The sequence below is a fragment of the Pseudomonas farris genome (genome assembly GCF_019145235.1).
GTDB classification, from domain to species: domain Bacteria; phylum Pseudomonadota; class Gammaproteobacteria; order Pseudomonadales; family Pseudomonadaceae; genus Aquipseudomonas; species Aquipseudomonas farris.
The window spans coordinates 1-17,751 of record NZ_JAHSTV010000021.1 but is presented as its reverse complement, the minus strand read 5'-3'; the positions used below and the strand labels follow the sequence as shown (position 1 = coordinate 17,751).

At 58.7% G+C, this 17,751-nt stretch carries 18 protein-coding genes; 6 read left to right on the top strand and 12 right to left on the bottom strand.

Annotation, left to right across the window (positions count from 1 at the left end):
- Positions 1-207 precede the first annotated feature (207 nt).
- Complete coding sequence (locus tag KVG95_RS29045) at positions 208-1,098, top strand: HpcH/HpaI aldolase/citrate lyase family protein (protein WP_217858881.1); 891 nt, start codon at positions 208-210, stop codon at positions 1,096-1,098.
- Positions 1,099-1,126: 28 nt separating this feature from the next.
- Positions 1,127-1,567, top strand: coding sequence for a ParB N-terminal domain-containing protein (locus tag KVG95_RS29040; RefSeq protein WP_217858880.1), 441 nt, complete (start codon positions 1,127-1,129; stop codon positions 1,565-1,567).
- 41 nt (positions 1,568-1,608) lie between these two features.
- Here KVG95_RS29040 and KVG95_RS29035 read toward each other — a convergent pair whose 3' ends face one another.
- The 7 genes from KVG95_RS29035 to KVG95_RS29005 all read right to left on the bottom strand — a co-directional run bounded on the left by KVG95_RS29035 (position 1,609) and on the right by KVG95_RS29005 (position 9,250).
- A complete protein-coding gene (locus KVG95_RS29035; protein WP_217858879.1) occupies positions 1,609-2,163 on the bottom strand; it encodes a PqiC family protein in 555 nt (184 codons plus the stop codon).
- A 16-nt stretch (positions 2,164-2,179) separates the two neighbouring features.
- Entirely contained in the window at positions 2,180-3,835 is a 1,656-nt protein-coding gene (locus KVG95_RS29030) for a PqiB family protein (protein ID WP_217858878.1), read from the bottom strand.
- The gene (locus tag KVG95_RS29025; RefSeq protein WP_217858877.1) at positions 3,816-4,472 is read right to left on the bottom strand and encodes a paraquat-inducible protein A; all 657 of its coding nucleotides are present in this window, start codon (positions 4,470-4,472) and stop codon (positions 3,816-3,818) included. Before KVG95_RS29025 ends, KVG95_RS29030 begins: the two co-directional genes overlap by 20 nt.
- Positions 4,469-5,065 (bottom strand): paraquat-inducible protein A, encoded by a 597-nt coding sequence (locus KVG95_RS29020; protein ID WP_217858876.1) that lies wholly within the window; start codon positions 5,063-5,065, stop codon positions 4,469-4,471. Before KVG95_RS29020 ends, KVG95_RS29025 begins: the two co-directional genes overlap by 4 nt.
- Before the next feature lie 289 nt (positions 5,066-5,354).
- Positions 5,355-6,656 (bottom strand): NAD(P)/FAD-dependent oxidoreductase, encoded by a 1,302-nt coding sequence (locus tag KVG95_RS29015; protein WP_217858875.1) that lies wholly within the window; start codon positions 6,654-6,656, stop codon positions 5,355-5,357.
- The gene (locus KVG95_RS29010) at positions 6,653-7,741 is read right to left on the bottom strand and encodes a polyamine ABC transporter substrate-binding protein (RefSeq protein ID WP_217858874.1); all 1,089 of its coding nucleotides are present in this window, start codon (positions 7,739-7,741) and stop codon (positions 6,653-6,655) included. The genes KVG95_RS29015 and KVG95_RS29010 overlap by 4 nt, the downstream gene beginning before the upstream one ends.
- 150 nt (positions 7,742-7,891) lie before the next feature.
- Positions 7,892-9,250, bottom strand: a complete 1,359-nt coding sequence (locus KVG95_RS29005; protein ID WP_217858873.1) for a glutamine synthetase family protein — start codon at positions 9,248-9,250, stop codon at positions 7,892-7,894.
- Positions 9,251-9,410: 160 nt separating this feature from the next.
- On the opposite strand from KVG95_RS29005, the gene KVG95_RS29000 reads away from it, so the two are divergent.
- Both KVG95_RS29000 and KVG95_RS28995 read left to right on the top strand, forming a co-directional pair.
- Positions 9,411-10,337, top strand: coding sequence for a helix-turn-helix domain-containing protein (locus KVG95_RS29000; protein WP_217858872.1), 927 nt, complete (start codon positions 9,411-9,413; stop codon positions 10,335-10,337).
- Positions 10,334-10,657, top strand: coding sequence for a hypothetical protein (locus KVG95_RS28995; protein ID WP_217858871.1), 324 nt, complete (start codon positions 10,334-10,336; stop codon positions 10,655-10,657). Before KVG95_RS29000 ends, KVG95_RS28995 begins: the two co-directional genes overlap by 4 nt.
- Here the strand turns inward: KVG95_RS28995 and KVG95_RS28990 are convergent.
- The 3 genes from KVG95_RS28990 to KVG95_RS28980 are packed head-to-tail and all read right to left on the bottom strand — an operon-like array spanning position 10,647 to position 14,354.
- Positions 10,647-11,696 (bottom strand): DUF2955 domain-containing protein, encoded by a 1,050-nt coding sequence (locus tag KVG95_RS28990; protein ID WP_217858870.1) that lies wholly within the window; start codon positions 11,694-11,696, stop codon positions 10,647-10,649. The two genes, KVG95_RS28995 and KVG95_RS28990, sit on opposite strands and share 11 nt — an antisense overlap.
- Positions 11,686-12,825: an HlyD family secretion protein gene (locus KVG95_RS28985; protein ID WP_217858869.1), complete on the bottom strand. Its 1,140-nt coding sequence runs from the start codon at positions 12,823-12,825 to the stop codon at positions 11,686-11,688. The genes KVG95_RS28990 and KVG95_RS28985 overlap by 11 nt, the downstream gene beginning before the upstream one ends.
- Entirely contained in the window at positions 12,822-14,354 is a 1,533-nt protein-coding gene (locus KVG95_RS28980) for an efflux transporter outer membrane subunit (protein WP_217858868.1), read from the bottom strand. Before KVG95_RS28980 ends, KVG95_RS28985 begins: the two co-directional genes overlap by 4 nt.
- Positions 14,355-14,548: 194 nt before the next feature.
- Between KVG95_RS28980 and KVG95_RS28975 the strand changes: the two genes are divergently transcribed.
- Positions 14,549-15,070 (top strand): transporter suffix domain-containing protein, encoded by a 522-nt coding sequence (locus tag KVG95_RS28975; RefSeq protein WP_217858867.1) that lies wholly within the window; start codon positions 14,549-14,551, stop codon positions 15,068-15,070.
- 7 nt (positions 15,071-15,077) lie between these two features.
- Here the strand turns inward: KVG95_RS28975 and KVG95_RS28970 are convergent, their stop codons facing one another.
- Together KVG95_RS28970 and KVG95_RS28965 are read right to left on the bottom strand one after the other, a co-directional pair.
- A complete protein-coding gene (locus KVG95_RS28970) occupies positions 15,078-15,710 on the bottom strand; it encodes a response regulator (protein ID WP_008015035.1) in 633 nt (210 codons plus the stop codon).
- 33 nt (positions 15,711-15,743) lie between these two features.
- Positions 15,744-17,105, bottom strand: a complete 1,362-nt coding sequence (locus KVG95_RS28965) for a cache domain-containing protein (protein ID WP_217858866.1) — start codon at positions 17,103-17,105, stop codon at positions 15,744-15,746.
- Positions 17,106-17,490: 385 nt separating this feature from the next.
- Between KVG95_RS28965 and KVG95_RS28960 the strand changes: the two genes are divergently transcribed.
- Positions 17,491-17,751 (top strand): carbon starvation CstA family protein (locus KVG95_RS28960; RefSeq protein WP_302470709.1); only part of this gene is annotated, 261 nt, incomplete at its 3' end.

The window sequence follows — 17,751 nt, the reverse complement described above, 5'->3', positions numbered from 1 at the left end:
CGAGGAGAGTTCAGAGCCTGTTTATCTTCACGCTGAAGTAAGCAATCAACGCTCTATAAAAAAAGCTTAATGCCTTGATCAATAAGGAATTGAGGGTTGATGCAACAAACTGGCACCGGGTTCGAAATTCCCCCCATGCCCCGGAGCCAGAAATTTTTGAAGCGCCTTTCGAATATCCCCGATTGATGCATGCCCAGGAGAGATTCAATGACAACTGATCGTCTCAGCACCACCGCCACGCTTCCCATCAGCTACCTGTTCGTTCCGGGTAATCGCCCCGAACGTTTCGCGAAAGCGGTCGAGGTCAATCCGGATGCGATCATCCTTGACCTGGAAGACGCCGTGCACCCCAACAGTAAAGCGGCGGCGCGGGCCGCAATCTGGGCCTGGCAGGAGAGCACGCCAACCACGCGGTGCCAGCGTTACATTCGCTTGAACAGCGTCAGCAGCACGTTGTTTCGTCAGGACCAGACATGGTTGAGCGACATGCGTTACCCCGAGCGATGCGCGGGTATTTTCCTGCCCAAGGCAGAATGCCCCAAGACATTGTCCGAGGTCGTCGAGCGTTTGCTGGCGTGGAATCCTTCGCTGCAGATCGTCGCCATCATCGAGACCGCCAAAGGCTTGCAGCAGGTCGAAGCGATTGCCGCCATTCCCGGGCTGGCGCGGCTGGCATTCGGTTCGCTGGACTTTTCCCTGGACATCAACTGCAGCCAGATACCGGAGGCCTTTCTCTTTGCTCGCAATCGAATCGTGCTGGCCTCGCGCACCGCGGAGCTGCCGGCACCGATTGATGGCGTCACGCCGGCGATCAGCGACATGACCGTGGTGGCGCAGGAATCACATTACGCCCGCTCCCTGGGCTTTGGCGCCAAGCTGTGCATTCATCCCGCGCAGTTGACCACCGTTCAGCGCGCCTTCCTGCCCGATGCGCGGCAGCTGGCCTGGGCGGACCGGGTATTGACTGCCGTCGCTGGTGGCAGCCACGCGGTTCAAGTGGATGGCGAGATGGTCGACCTGCCGCTGATCGAGCACGCTCAACGCTTGCGCGCGGTGGCCAGCCAGTACGCGATCCCGGCCAAAGCCGATGCCTGCTGAACCCGGCTGTTAAATCAGGAGATGAACCATGGGACACCCGCAAGCGGCTCTTGCCGCACGGCCGAATTCGCTCAACAGCTACCAGATTGCCCTGCGTCCATTGTGTGATGTCTTGCAATCGGAGCAGGTCGATCCGGTCAACGTGAAACGGCTCAGCGAAGCGATCATCCGCGCCGGGCATTGGCTGGAGCCGATCATCGTGGAACGCTCGAAAGGCATCGTGATGGATGGCAATCACCGGCTCAACGCGGCGTTGCAATTGGGCTTGAAACGGGTGCCGTGCATTCAGCTCGATTACACAGACCCACGGGTGTGCGTACGGCATTGGCAGACTGGGCAGGCGTTCGAGGTGGCGCGGATTTTCACGACCATCGCACGAGGGGAAATTTTTCCCTACAAGACCACCCGGCATGCATTCGACCCGGCGCTGCCGGTGGTGGCCATTCCACTGGACTGCCTGTACGCCTGAACTGATAGGTGATCAGGCGGGCGCTGGACCCCGCAACCTGTTCAGGGCGTCGCGGGGCAGCCTTTTTGTGATCCGGCTGCGGCCTGACTGATGGCGGCGGCCAAGCGCTTCACATTGTTCTGATGAGCGACCACCAGGTCATCAATGCTCGGGCCGGAAGGGGTCTGTAACGTGCTGCGACAGGTGATCAGTGCGGTATCGCCGGCACCGAGACTGCGCAGGCGCCATTTGACGTCGATCAATGCGTATTGCCCGGGAATCGAATCGAAGCGTTGTACATCCAGGCGCAACGACACTCTGCGTTGCGGGTTACTGTTGACCAGTTGATCGACCAGGGCGCTGCGCAATTCATCCACCAGGGTCGCTGCCCACCATTCGGTTTCGAGGATTGCCACGCCACTGTTGCCCTGGCGAATGACAATCTGCGGGCGGTCGACCTGGGGCGGCACCGTGATGCTTTCGATCTGGATCTCCGCGCTGCTGCTTGCGCCACTCAATTGGGCAGGGGTCAGGGTGTGGAACTGAATCGGATCGCTGCGGCAAGCGGTGAGCAACAACAACGCGGTGACCAGCGTGATTTTCAGCGAAAAAGCCATGGTGTTGCTCCTGTGGTCAGTTGCGCGGTGGTGCCTGCATATCAATAGGTGCGGCATTGTCGGGACGACCGCGAATCAGCGATTCTGGATGTCGGCCCAGGTAATCCGAGAGTTCACGCAAGGAGCGCGACATCCGCCCGAGTTCGTCCAGGGTTTGAGTCAACTGTTCCCGTTGCGGCGAATCCTCGGCCAGAGTCGAGCTGGCCGATTGCAACGTCTTGCTGACGTCCGCCAGGGTGGTTTGCACGCCGGGCAGGGTCCTGGCGTTGAACTGTACGAGGCCCTTGCGCAGTTCGACGAGGTTGCTATCGAGGTTGCCGGCGATGCGTTCGATTGGCAGCTGGTTGATCTTGTTGACCATGCCCTCCAGTTTTTCCTGCAACTGCTCGAGGCTGCCAGGAATGGTGGGAATAACGACGGGACGGGCGGTCGGATCGAACACGACTTTCTCGGCTTTGGGGTAGAAGTCGAGCGCGATGTACAGCTGACCGGTCAACAGATTGCCGCTACGGGCCTGAGCCCGCAGGCCGTTTTCGATGAAGCTGCCCATCAGTTTTATACTGGCGGCTTCGTCATTGGGGTCATGATTCAAGGCCTTAAGCATCTTTTCATGGGCCTGGCCGAGTCGCTGCGGGTAGATCACGATGCCGACATTGACCGGAAAACTGCGTTTTTTTGCGTCGAAATCCAGATTGACCGAGACGACTTTGCCAAATTCGATGCCGAGGAATTCCACCGGTGCATCGATCTTGAGCCCGCGCAAGGCCTGATCGAAACGCAGGCTCAAGTACTGCCCCTTACCGTGGGGCGGGGCGAGGGCGGTTTGCGGGTCCTCGAACAGGTCGAAGGTCTTATTCTCGCTGGCCGGCTGATCGTTGGGGCTGTATTCCGGCGCGCGAAACGCGATGCCACCCACCAACAAGGACGACAAGGACTCGGTACTCACCGCAAAACCGTTGGCGCCGACGTTCACATCAATACCACTGGCGTTCCAGAACCGGGTGTTCTCGGTGATGTAGACGTCATTGGGCGAGTGCACGAATATTTCGATGTTCACCCCTTTGCCGTCGGCATCCAGTGCATACGCGACCACTTGCCCGACCGGGATTTTGCGGTAGTAAACAGGAGAGCCGATATCCAGCGAACCGAGGTCCTGGGTGTGCAGCACAAAGCGCTTGCCCGGCTCGCCATAGGTAATAGGTGGCGGATTTTCCAGGCCGATGAAGTGTTTGGAGCGGGCATTGGCCTCGCCGATGTCGGCGCCAATGTAATCGCCTGACAGCAGCGTATCGATGCCCGAGACGCCGCCGGCTCCAATGCGCGGTCGCACGACCCAGAATTGCGAATCTTCGCGGGTGAAACTTTCAGCCTGTTTGTCGAGTTTGATCGTGGCGTTGACGCTTTTCTGATCGTCGCTCAGCTTTACTTCCGAGACATGGCCGATGACCACGTTGCGATACTTGACCTCGGTCTTGTTGGCCGTAAGGCCGCTACCGGTCTTGAACGTGACGGTGATGGTCGGGCCTTCCTGCATCACGTTGTGTATTACGAGGGAGATCCCCACCAGCACCGCAACGATCGGCACGATCCACACCAGCGAAACGCTGAAGCGACGGGTCTTGATACTGGCCTGGCCGGGGTCTTGCGGCCCATCAGTGGCTTGCGACTTCATCCATGACCTCCTCGTTTGGTGGTTTTTCTCGCTGGTTATCCCAAATCAGCCGCGGATCGAAACTCATGGCAGACAGCATGGTGAACACCACCACCAGACCAAAAAACAGAATGCCCAGGCGCGGTTGAATATCGCCCAGAGCCTGGAATTTCACCAGTGCGGCGACCAGCGCAACAACAATCACGTCGAGCATCGACCAGTAGCCGATCAACTCAACGAAACGGTAAAGCTTCGAACGCTCCTTGCGCGCCCAAAGGCTGCCGCGTTGCACGGTGATCAGCAGCAGGGAGATGGCAACGAACTTGATGCCCGGTACCGCGATGCTGGCGATGAAAATGATCAGGGCAATGTCCCACGCGCCGTGCTGCCAGAACTCCAGCACACCGCTCATGATGGTGCTGTCAGAGCCACTGCCAAACAGACTGGTGTTCATGACCGGTAGCAGATTGGCCGGGATATAAAACACCAATGAGGTCAGCAAGTAGGCCCATGTGCGGGTCAATGAGTTGGTTTTACGGGCATGCAGCGGCGCGCCACAGCGTGGGCATTCGTGAGGATTGTCGGTTATGTCGCAGGCCAGGCCACAGCTGTGGCACAGGCACAAGTTGAGTTCGCTGGCGAGCGGTGGCCTGTTCATAGGGTGTCCCACAGTTCACGGACATCACGGCCGGCAATGCGAATCAACAGCAGGCTGAGAACGGCCAGGGCAAACAGACCGATGCCGGGAATTACATCCAGTAAACCGGCGAGTTTGAACACCGCGACCATTGCGCCCAGCAGACAAACCTCGAGCATGCTCCAGGGCCTGAGGGTTTCCAGCCAGCGCATGCACACTTTGAAGCCGGGCGAGCGTTGGGAGGTGAGGGCGAAACCCAACACCCAGATCAGCAGGAGCAATTGGAACATCGGTGCGATGATGATGGAAATCGCTGCCACTAGCGCAATAAAAGTGATGGGGCCCTGGCTCAGCGCGACAACCGAGTCCCAAAGCGTCGCGCTGTTTTTCAGCCCCTTCATGCTGATGCTCATGACCGGATAGAAATTGGCAAAGATCCACAACACAGTCGCGGTGATGCTCAGCGCCAGACGTTGTTGCACCGACAAACTGTTGTGACGCTGGAGCACACCGCCGCAGCAGGTGCACAGGGCTTTTTGATGTTTGGCGAGCGTGACTTTTTCATACACGCAGTCGCAGTGCTCGCAAATGATCAGTTGGTCAGTCGTAGCCATAGGCCGCACTCGCCAGGAGACAGGAAAGTCAGAGCACTCCCTCAATATAGAAGTGACTTGCGATTGAGCAAATTAAAAGACTGATCAAGAGGATGGGGGCATAAAGTCTGATCGACCGCGTCATCGTTCTTCGCGAGCAAGCCCGCTCCCGCATTCGATCGCATTTCTTCAGGAAGAACTCGATCAACTGTGGGAGCGGGCTTGCTCGCGAAGACGGCCTGACATTCAACAAATAAGTGGCTGACACACCGCCTTTGCGAGTAAATCAGTACCACGACGGTATCTCCCTTCAGCCGAGCAATTCGCGCAGGCGATACCAGAACATGCCGAGGGCCAGTAGCGGCGAGCGCAGGGCTCGTCCACCGGGAAAGGTCATATGCGGCACAGCGCTGAAAACGTCCAGCCCCTTGCTGTGCCCGGCATGAATCGCTTCAGCCAGCAACCGTGCGCACCAGTGGGTCACGTTCAGCCCATGACCGGAATAACCCTGGGCGTAGAACACGTTCGGGTACTGGCTCAAACGTCCGGCCTGGGGGAAGCGGTTGGCGGTGATGCCGATCATGCCGCCCCATTGATAGTCGATGCGCACATCCGCCAGTTGCGGGAAGACCTTGAGCATTTTCGGCCGCATATATGCGCCGATGTCCTCCGGATCACGCCCGGAATAATGGCAGGCACCGCCAAACAGCAAGCGTCGATCCGCCGAGAGCCGGTAGTAATCGAGGCCGACTTTCTGGTCGCACAACGCCAAGTTCTGCGGGATCAATTGCGCGGCAACCTCAGGTGCCAAAGGTTCGGTAGCGATGATGTAACTGCCCGCCGGTAAAACCTTGCCGCTCAGGCGCGGTTCGAGCTCTTCCAGATGCGCATTACAACCCAGCACCAGACTGCCGGCGCGCACCGTGCCGCCAGCGCAACGAACCTGCACGGTGCTGCCGTGAATCAACTCCAGCACCGGGCTTTGCTCGAATATTCGTACCCCGAGGGATTCGGCAACGAGTGCTTCGCCAAGCACCAGATTCAGCGGATGCAAATGCCCCGACCCCATGTCAATCAGGCCGCCGGCATACACATCGGAGCCCACCACTTGCTGGCGGATCTGCTCGGGGCCGACGAGTCGGGTTTCGTGGGCATAACCCAGTTCGGCGAGGCTTTGCAGTTCCGTCTTGAATGCCTCGAACTGCGCCGGGGTATTGGCCAGCTCGCAGAAGCCCCAGCGCAGGTCGCAATCGATCCCATTCTCGCGGATGCGGTTGCCCACCAGCTCCACTGACTCGATGCCTGCACGCTCCAAATAGCGCACACCTTCTTGACCGACATAACGGGCGAAACCTTCGACGTCATGGCCGATGCCGCGAATCAACTGCCCGCCATTACGCCCGCTGGCGCCCCAGCCGATCCGCCGGCCTTCCAGCAGAATCACAGAAAGCCCGCGCTGCGCCAGTTCGATCGCGGTATTAACCCCGGTAAAACCGCCGCCGATCACGCAGACATCGGCCTCAAGATCCGAGTCCAGCGTGGGGTAAGGCGTCATGCCCTTCGCCGATGCCGCGTAATAGGAATGAGCGTGTTCGTTGTCGTACTGATTCATTGGTTGGACTTCACTTTGCTCCAGGAACGGGTCATCAGACGCATGATCGGCTGGGGCGGGGTGGTGGAAATGTAGAGTTTGTCGAGGACTTCCTGAGGAGGATAGACCTCTGGATTATTGACCAGCTCCGCGTCCATGTATTGCTTGGCCGCCGGGTTTGGATTGGCGTAACCGACCGAGGCGCTGACTTTGGCGATTACCTGTGGATCCAGCAGGTTGTTGACGAACGAATGGGCCTCTTTCGGGTTGCTGGCGTCGGCAGGAATCGCCAACAGGTCGAACCACAGATTGCTGCCTTCCTTCGGGATCGAGTAGGCGATGTTCACGCCGTTCTTCGCTTCCTTGGCGCGGTTTGCCGCCTGGAACACATCGCCCGAATAGCCAAACGCGACGCAAATATCGCCATTAGCCAGGTCCGACACGTACTTGGACGAGTGGAAATAGGTGATGTAAGGCCGGATGGTCAGCAGTTTGGCTTCGGCCTTTTTAAAGTCCTCGGGATTTTCGCTGCGTGGGTCCATGCCCATGTAGTTCAGGACCGCCGGGAATACCTCATCGGCCGAATCCATCATCGACACGCCGCACTGACTGAGCTTCTTCAGGTTCTCCGGTTCGAAAAACACCGCCCAGGAATCGATGCGATCGATGCCCAGCACTTGCTTGACCTTGTCGACGTTGTAGCCAATACCGTTGGTGCCCCACAGGTACGGCACCGAATGTTCATTGCCCGGATCGTTTTTTTCCAGCAAGGCCAGCAGTTTCGGGTCGAGGTTTTTCCAGTTGGGCAGCTGCGAGCGATCCAGCTTGAGGAACGCGCCGGCCTTCACCTGGCGCGCAAGAAAATGGTTGGAGGGCACCACCACGTCATAACCCGTGCGGCCGGCGAGCAGTTTGCCCTCCAGGGTTTCGTTGGAATCGAATACGTCGTAGATCACCTTGGTCCCGGTTTTCGCCTGGAAGTCGGCGAGGGTGGTCTCGCCGATGTAATCGGTCCAGTTGTAGACGCTCACACTTGATTGAGCTTGTGCAGTGGCGCTGAACAGCAACGTCAGCGCGACCGGAACCACGGATTTCAATAGACGCATATCGACACCTCTTTTAGTTATTGGCTTTTTGTGGGAGCGGGCTTGCTCGCGAAGGCGATTTCACATTCAACATTGAAGTCGCCTGGCACGCCGCTTTCGCGAGCAAGCCCGCTCCCACAGGGGTTGTGATCTCATACGGGAACGAGGTTTTTAGACGCTGAGCAGCAGGAATTCCCGCTCCCAGGAGCTGATCACGCGCTTGAAGTTTTCGTGTTCGGCGCGTTTGACCGCGACGTAACCCCGGATGAATTTGCTCCCCAGATAGCGCTCGATGGTTTCGCACTCTTCCATGCGCGTCAGTGCGTCCTCGATGGTGATCGGCAGGCGCAGATTGCGTCGCTCGTAGGCTCGCCCCTGTACCGCGGCGCTCGGCTCGACCTTCTCGACCATCCCCAGATAACCGCACAACAAGCTCGCGGCAATCGCCAGATAAGGGTTGGCATCAGCGCCCGGCAAGCGGTTTTCCACGCGCATGGCGTCAGGGCTGGAGGTCGGCACGCGCAGACCGACGGTGCGGTTTTCTTCGCCCCATTCAACGTTGACCGGTGCCGAGGTGTCGGGGAGGAAGCGGCGGAACGAATTGACGTTGGGCGCGAACATCGGCAGCACTTTGGGAATGTACTTTTGCAAGCCGCCGATGTGGTGCAGGAACAGCTCGCTCATCTGCCCGTCGGCATCGGCGAAAATCGGCTGGCCAGTGGCGATGTCCACCACACTTTGATGGATATGCATCGCGCTGCCGGGTTCGTCACCGATGGGTTTGGCCATGAAGGTCGCAGTGACGTTGTGCTTGAGTGCCGCTTCGCGCAGGGTGCGTTTGAACACAGTGATCTGGTCCGCCAGATCGAGCGCGTCGCCGTGACGGAAGTTGATTTCCATCTGCGCCGGGCCGTCTTCGTGGATCAGTGTGTCGAGATCAAGACCCTGGAGTTCGCACCAGTCATAGACGTCTTCAAACAGTGGGTCGAATTCGTTGGCGGCGTCGATGGAAAACGACTGACGACCGCTTTCCGCACGGCCCGAGCGCCCCAGCGGCGCCTTGAGCGGCAAGTCCGGGTCTTCGCAGCGCTGGGTCAGGTAGAACTCCATTTCAGGCGCGACAATCGGCTTCCAGCCTTTGTCGGTATAGAGCTGCAGCACTTTCTTCAGCACGTTGCGTGGCGACAGTTCGATGGGATTGCCGAACTTGTCGAACGTGTCGTGGATCACGATGGCGGTGGGTTCAATGGCCCATGGAATGACGTAAACCGCGTCGGCGACGGGCTTGCAGACCATGTCGATGTCGGCCGGGTCGAGCAGGTCGTAGTAGATGTCGTCGTCGACAAAGTCCCCGGTTACCGTTTGCAACAGCACACTTTCCGGCAGGCGCATGCCTCGCTCATGCAGGAACTTGTTGGTGGGTGCAATCTTGCCGCGAGCAATGCCGGTCAAGTCGCTGACCACACACTCGACCTCGGTAATCTTGTGATCTTTCAGCCACGTGAGCAGCTGATCGAAAGGGACATTCATAAAGACCTCGTTGTTGGTTTTATTGACGCCGGGGAAAGCGGCTTCATCTACCGAACACTTCCCCTGTAGCGCGTTGACGACTATCTTGGGTGAGCCTTGCCATTCCATCTATCCACTTTAAACAGCACAAAGCGCACCAAAAGAGTGCGTAAGGCGCCCCATGACAGCGTGCAATTCGTTACAGGTTCAAGCATTCAACACCGCCGACGTGGCCGAGCAAATCCGCGCCACACCGGGTTGGGTGCAGCACTATCAGCAGATGTCCCCGGGGCATTTCGCCGGGCGGGTGCGCTATCTGGATTTGCAAGGCGTAGAGATTTACGAGGAACAGATGAATACCCGGGTCGAGCAGAATTTCAGCGCCCCCGAAGGCGCGCTGGCGTTCTGTTTCGATCGCAGTGACAACTCGCTGTACGTGTTGAACGGTGAAAGCCGCAACATCTGGATCACCCCGGAGAACTACCAGGAAATCGCCGTGGTGTTCGGTCCGGAGTTCGTTCAGCGGCATGGCCTGGACGTAGCGCGGCTCGAAGGCTTGTTCATGTCGCCGCTCAATTCAGGCCAGAACGCGCTGTTCAGCCGCTGGTTGAGCGGGACGTTGACGCGGCTGACGCAGACGCTGGATCCGCCGAGCATAGAGGCGTTGACCCAGCAACTATTGGAGGACTGTTTGTACATCCTCGATAACGCCTGTGTGTGCCTGGACCGCGCAGGTTTGCAGCGTCGGGCGGAAGAGCGAACGATCATGAAGCGCGTCGCCGAATGGGCCGCCGATACACCGGAAGAAACCCTCAATTTGCTGGAGCTGTCCCAGGTGGCCGGGGTTTCGCTGCGTCAGTTGCAACATGCGTTCAAGGCCTATACCGGGATGACACCCACGCATTGGTTACGTTTGCGTCGGCTCAACAGCGCACGCCGTGAATTGCTCAGCCGAACAGCCGGGGAAACGACGGTCGCGCAAGTGGCTATGGATTGGTCGTTCTGGCATTTGGGACGGTTTTCCAGCAGTTATCGAGCGTTGTTCCAGGAACTTCCCAGTCAAACGCTGGCCCGCAAACACAGTGGACCGTGTCGGAGATCATCATGAGTCGGTTATCGTCTTTCAGCCTGTGTGTCCTTATGTCGATGGTCTGTACGCAGGTGCAAGCCGAAACGGTCGTGCCCTTGAAAGGGCAGACCTCGCAACAAGCCCAGCTGGACATCAACGATTGCAGCAACGTCGTGGCCAGCCAGAGCACCTCAAGCCCGCCATCCTCGGAGGTTGCTGCGGTGGATGCTGCTGCCGGGGCGACGGGTGCGGAGGTACGAGGACGTCAACATGACGAGTTTTATGAGCCGGTCGAGGACGATCTGAAACAGCACGATCACGGCTGCCTGCAAGGGCGGGGTTATCAGGTCACTCCGTGAGCTGAGTGACGCCTGGATTGCGCTGCCGCCGATCGAGTAGATGAACCATCAGCAAGGCATAGAGCGTGAGGGCGATAAACAATCCCATGCGCACGACGAAGGCGGTATAGACGTCCTTTCCGGCGAGGCTGTCCTGAACCGACTGGCCCAGCAGGATGATCAACGTGATCAGGCTGTTGAGCCAGAACCCCGGGGTTTGTCGGGTCGGGCTCAGGGCATAGAGCTTGCGCGCCAACAGTAAGCCGAACAGGAGCATCCACAGAAAGAACATCCACAGGTGCACAAACAGGCTGAGCGCGCACCAGAACACAACGGCCAACAGCCCCCCCATGAACGTCGAACCGAGCAGTTCATGACCAGCGTTGCGCGCCGTTGTCGTCGAGCTCTGCTGGCCAAGGCTGACCGCTTTCAAAATGATCGGCAGATAGCTCGCCGGGTCGATCAGTGCCAACAGGAACGCCGGTACAACAATCAGGGTCGCACGCAGCGCAACCCGGCTCACCTCTTGCGCCGGCAGAGCGCTGGCGGCGGGTGGGGAGGGGGCATTGGCCGGGTCGGGAAACAACCAGTGACTGAACGCCACGACGATAACGGCGAGGATCAAGCCCATGACCAAGGCGCCAATGACCATCATCGCCAGATCGAACTCGGCGACGCCGGCCGAGGAAATCATGGTCAGGCCAATGATCAGGAAGGTCATGATCAAGGTGTTGCCGCCGCGCAGGCCAAAACCAAAGGCCAGGAACAGACTGACTCCGATCAGCAGCACGCCGCAGAAGGGGTAATAGCGCAGGACGGGGATCAGCAACAGACCGATGCCGGTGGTCAGCATCGCGGCCACCGCAAGCACCAGTCCGGCCTTGAACGACAAAGGCCGATTGAGCGAGGCCAGCAGCAACACGGCGAGCACTGGCGAAATAAAGGGGATCGGCAGCGCCAGGCCGAAGCTGATGGCCAGGCATAGCGCCGTGCCGGTGGCTAGACGCAACGCCCGTTGAACACGAGGCGTGCGCTGAGCAGGCACGCCCTTAATAGGCATAGCTCAGCCAGCTCATTAGCCCTACAAACAGACGCCCAAGCGGGTTCAGTGGATTGCCTTCGGTAGGAAACGCCATGACTTCAGCCTGCCCACCGGCACGGATGGCGCGACTGTCGAACAGCGTTTTCCTCGATTCCTCCGAAAACTCGATAATCACCGGGAAACGCTGGGCCGGACGCAGCCAGTCACGACTGTTCTGCACACTGGGAAGGCTGCCGGGCGCAGTGCTCTGACCCACGCTGACGCCGTAGCCGACACTGCGCACACGGCCCTCGAAAACCTTTCCCGGCAGGGCATCCAGAACGATCGAAACAGGGGTGTCGACCTCGACCAGACCGAGGTTGTTTTCGGTCATGTCCGCACTGATCCACACATCGTGGATGGCAATCAGGGTCATGACCGGGCTGCCGGCAGTGGCGAACTGTCCGACATCGGTGCGCAGATCGGTGACAAGTCCCGCCGACCGTGCGCGTATCTGCGTGTTGGACAAGTCCAGTTCGGCTTTCGACAACGCCGTGGCGGCGCTACGCAACAGCGCGTTGTCTTCTTCGCTGCCGCCTTCCTGTTCCCGTGCCCGCTGAACTTCGGCACGGGCTGCGGCGACCTGACTGACGGCCTGTTCACGGCTGGCCCGAGAGACTTCGAGCAGGCGCACGGAAATGGTGCCGGGGTCTTCGCGGTACAAACCTTCAAGACGCTGATTGTCCTGCCGTGCCTTCAGTTCATTGGCCTGGGCGGCGCGCAAATTGGCTTGAGCCGAAGCAATACCGGCGGTGCTGGCACCGATCTGGCGGCGGGTAGACTCCAGGTCGGCACGTGCGCGGTCGACGGCGATTTGATAGGGCTGCTGATACACCTCAAACAGCACATCGCCCGCCTTGACGTCTTGATTATTGCGCACATTCACGCTGACTACCCGGCCGGCTACTTCGGACGCCACTGGAATGACAAAGGCGCCCACCCGAGCCTGTTGCGTATACGGGGTGAAACGGTCAGCCAACAGGTACCAGGCCAGGCTCAATACGATCAGCAGCATCACCCATTTGATGCCTTTTTTTGCAGGATCGGCGGCAGGCTCGGGTGCTTTGGGGGAGGGCGCCTCAGTAACGGGCGGCGAGGGTTCAGTCATCGGCTTTGACCTTCTGGCACAGGATAGGATGCTTGCGAAGGGGCTGGCTCATTCAGCAGGTTGCCCCAGTCGGTGCGTTGTTCCATTTGCTGGCGAGTGCTTTGATCGACTGTCGGCTGCGCGCTGTACCACCCACCGCCAAGGGCTTTGTACAGGGCGATCAGGTTGCTCACGGCATTGCTGCGGCTGAGCAGGTAATTGTCCTGCTGTTCGAGCAATGCGCGTTGAGCATCCAGCACGCGCTGGAAGTCCGAGTAACCTTCCCGGTATTGAGTGCTGGCCAGGCTCAACGAACGTTTTGCAGCGACTTGTGCTTCACCGAGGATGCGTTCGCGTTCCAGTGATTTGATCAGGCTGCTGGCAGCATCATCGGCCTCCCGTGCGGCTTGGCGGACTTTGTCGCGATAAACCTCAATCAGCTGCTGCAACCGCGCATCCTGAACACGCACGTTGTTGCTGATCTGGCCGTGGTCAAACAGGTTCCAGCGCAAACTGGGGCCGCCGATCAGGTCCAGACTGTTGGAGGTGCCGCTCAACGTGTCGGTGGTCCAGACGATACTGCCCAGCAAGGTCAGCGACGGATAGAAGTCGGTTTCCGCGACACCGATCAGAGCCGACTGGGCGGCGACATTGAGCTCGGCAGCACGCACGTCCGGTCGACGCAACAACAGGCTGGCCGGCACGTCTTGCAGCACGGCTCGGTCCACCAGCGGGATCAGCCCCTCGTTTTCGAGCAATTGGGGCAGGGCGCTGGGTGGCCGGCCGATCAGCACGGCCAACGCGTTGCGGGTGCGCAGTACTTGGGCCTCAAGATCCGGAATGCTGCTCAAGGTGCCCAGGTATTGGGTCTTGGCTTGTTGCAAGTCGAGTTCGGCGCTCTGGCCACTGTTGAACAGTTTTTCGGTGATCTCAAAGTTACGCTTTTGCTGCTCGGCGTTTTCTCGGGCGACGCGTAAACGCGCTTCGGTGGTGCGCAACGAAAAGTATGTGTCGGCTACCTGAGCACGCAGCAGTACAAGTACGTCTTCATAGTTGGCTTGAGCCGCGAAGTAACTGGCATCGGACGACTCGATGGCTCGACTGAAGCGCCCCCAGAAGTCCAGTTCCCAACCGACGTCAAAGCCCGCGCTGTGTTGCCAGAAGTGGCTGTCTTGCGGGTTGTTGCCGCCAGACTGCTTGCGGTTGAAGTACAAGCTGTCGGCGCTGGCCTGTTGCAGTTGCGGATAGCGTCCGCTTTGCGCAATACCCAACCGGGCACGGGCTTCCATGACGCGAAGGCCGGCAATTTTCAGGTCTGAATTGTGCGCATCCGATTCGTCGATCAGAGCGTCGAGGACCGGGTCGGCGAACACTTGCCACCACTGGCGAAGGTCGGGATTCAGACTTCGTTGGCTGGCCTGCTCAAGCGCAGGGCTGCTCCAGAGTTTTGTCCAGGCCTCGCCGGGGGCCTGAAAATCCGGCCCCAGACGGACACAACCGCCAAGGCCAAGGGCGACCAGCAGAAGCAGCCGACCCGAGCGCGTCAGCATCGGTGCACTGATAGTAGATTTTGGGGACACGTCATCCGAACATCCCAGGCATTGAAATGGCGTTGGTTACCGGTTCGATTAGGTTAGTACAGCTCGGACAAATACAAGGTCATGTTGAATGATCAAGGGATCGACCAACTGCTACGCTTCTGAAGATCTATTAATCCCGGCCAGAAAAGAAGGTTAAGAAGACCATGAGCAACCCTCAGGATGACAATGCACCCAGTTCTGCTGGTTGGCGCTTCAAACTGGGCATCGCGATTATCTGTTTGATGCTGGGATCCTGGCTGATGGTGCCTCTCGCTGCCGCAGCGGATGTGCCAGGCTCAAAAATCGCGGCACTGACAGGTGTTTTGTTTATCAGTAACAAGATTCTGTTGATTCTCGCCATTGCGATCATGGGCAAATCCGGTTTTCAGCAACTCAAGCGCAGCATGTTTGGTTACGTCTCCACGCTTGCACCGGCAGACGTGGAAGTAGGCCCGGCTCGCCATAGAATTGGCCTGGTGATGTTTTGCCTGCCGCTGATCTCGGGATTTCTCGAACCTTACATAGACACTCTTTGGCCGGGGCTGAGACCGAATCTCTGGCAGCTCCAGGCGCTGGGCGATGCCATGTTGATCGGCAGCTTTTTCGTACTTGGGGGGAATTTCTGGGACAAGGTACGCGCATTGTTTGTTCGCACGGCACGTGTCGTTAATACGAGCGCGGTGTGAATCGCCTCTAGCGCGAAATGATCCCGTGATCGATCGCGTACTTTACGAGGGCCGCGGGTTTGTCGATGTTGAGCTTGCGACGGATGCTCAGGCGATGGGTTTCTACAGTCCGGACACTGATGTCCAGTTCGCGAGCCATTTCCTTGTTGTTCAGCCCCTGAGCCATCTTGTACAGCACTTGGCTTTCGCGCGGAGTCAGCTCGTTGTCGGTACTTTTATCGGCAATGAGCCGCTGTGCGATCTCGGCACTGTAGAACGTCCCGCCACTGACAATGGCTTCGATCGCCGCAATGATTTCCCGTGAAGGCGCGTTCTTCAGCACATAGCCGCTGGCACCCGAGCGAACGGACTCACTCACGTATTCATAGTTGTCGTACATGCTCAGCACCAGCACTTTGAGCGACGGGTACTGGCTGCGTAACAACCGGGTCAGCTCGAGGCCGTTGATGTCCTTCAGGCTGATGTCGACCAGCAACAGATCCGGCTGGCAGCGCCCGACCATCTCGATGGCATCGACGCCATTCTCGGCTTCTCCCACCACTTCCAGCTGCGCCATGACCGCCAGCAGCGATTTGATTCCGTCGCGGACCAGGGAGTGATCGTCGACCAGGGCGACGCGGATCGGGTAGGGCAGGTTCATCGCAGGCATTCACTCTAATTGTTATGGGTTGAGTCAGCGTTCTGTACCGGGCAGTTTCATCGGCAGCAGCACGTCCAGCTCACTTCTTCCCGGCATCGATGTCAGGTCGAATCGACCGCCAAAATGCTCGACACGTTCACGGATATTGCGCAGGCCAATGCCGGCGTGACGACGTTCGACCTGGGCGACGTTGAAACCGATACCGTCATCGACCACCGTCAACCGTACGGACTTTTCAGAACCGTGCAGGGTAATGATGACGTTTTTTGCTTGTGCGTGGCGTTCGATATTGGTCAGGCCTTCTTGCACGATGCGAAACAACGAGACGGCGGCGCCATCGACCAGATGACAGTCGAATTCGTTATCGTTGAAAGTCACGACCAGACCGCTGCGTTGTTCAAATTCTGCGGCGAGTTGACCGATCGCCGCCGGCAGGCCGAGGGTGTCGAGCAGCGACGAACGCAAGTCATGAGAGAGGCTGCGAACTTCGCCAATCGCGTCCCCGAGGCGCTCCGTGGCGTCTCTTAAAATGCTTAATCCCTTGTCTTGCCCATTCTCCAGCACATGGCTGGCCAGTTCGAACTGAAATTTGATCGACACCAATAGCTGGCTGATGCCGTCGTGCAGCTCTCGGGAAACTCGGGACCGTTCTTCTTCCTGCAGGCTGACGATGCGTTGGGTCAGGCGCTGGAGTTTTTTATCGGCCAGGCGATGTTCGCTGACGTTCAGCGTCATGCCGCTGGCGAACACAAACAGCACCGCCACAAGGGCCACCGCCGCAATCGCCCCCATGGTTTTACGGATGCCCTGAGCCACCTCGGCACGCGCTTGTTGGGTGGCGCGTTCAACGTCTTCAAGGTAGATGCCAGTGCCGAGCATCCAGCCCCAACGATCAAGCATCACCACGTAGGCGAGCTTATCGGTCACTTGACCGGAAGAGGGTTTGTTCCAGGCGTAACGTTGAAAGCCTTCGCCCGATTGCGCACTTTTGAGCAACGCCTGGATCACCGGCAAGCCGTAAGGGTCCGTCATGTCCCACAGGTATTTGCCCACCAGCTCTGATTGGCGCGCGTGCATCAGACTGCGGCCCTCGCGGTCGTAGACGAAGAAGTAGCCGTTGATGCCAAAGCTGAGCATGCGCAGTTCTTCCAGCACTTGTTGCTGCGCGCGCTCATCGCCCCGACCGTCGTCGTACAGCGGCGCGATCAGGCTCTGCGCCATTTCGACGTAGTTTTTCAGCTCTGCGCGCTTGCTGGCCAGAATGCTGTCTTCGATCAGTTGCGCCTGTTGATCACCCAGTTGGCGGTTCAGGGAAATCACCAGCACGCAGATGACCGCGATCGCCAGCACCAGCGGCAGAATCCCGAGCGCGACGATTTTGTGTTTGAGCTGCATCTCTACTCCTGGCCAGACCGAGGGAAGGCGAAGGCCCGGCATCATATGCCAAAGATACGCGCCTCCAGTAGCGGTGCTGGACAGAATGACCTGCGGCCGCGATGAAACGCAGAACCTTGTGGGAGCGGGCTTGCTCGCGAATGCATTCTGTCATTCAACATCGCTGTGTCTGATATACCGCCTTCGCGAGCAAGCCCGCTCCCACAGGTTTTTGCGTTTCAACTGAGAGATCAGCGGTATCTACGTAGAACTACGTAGACACCACGTACGTAGTAACGCGGATTTATTTGTCGACAGCATGGGCGGATATTGGGTCCGCTCCGCAATGCGGACACAATTATAATAATTACCGCCGCAGCCACTGGTTGTCGGCAGGAGACACGCTATGCCCCGTCTGGCTAAACACCTCGCCTGGTTTGCCGTGGCTGTCCTGGGAGCGTTTGCGCTAAGTGTCGTGGCCCTGCGCCGCGGCGAAGCCATCAACGCCCTCTGGATCGTAGTCGCAGCAGTCGCTATTTATCTCGTCGCATACCGCTATTACAGCCTGTTCATCGCCACCAAGGTGATGCAACTCGATCCCAATCGAGCCACTCCCGCCGTACTCAACAATGATGGTCTGGACTACGTGCCGACCAACAAACACGTA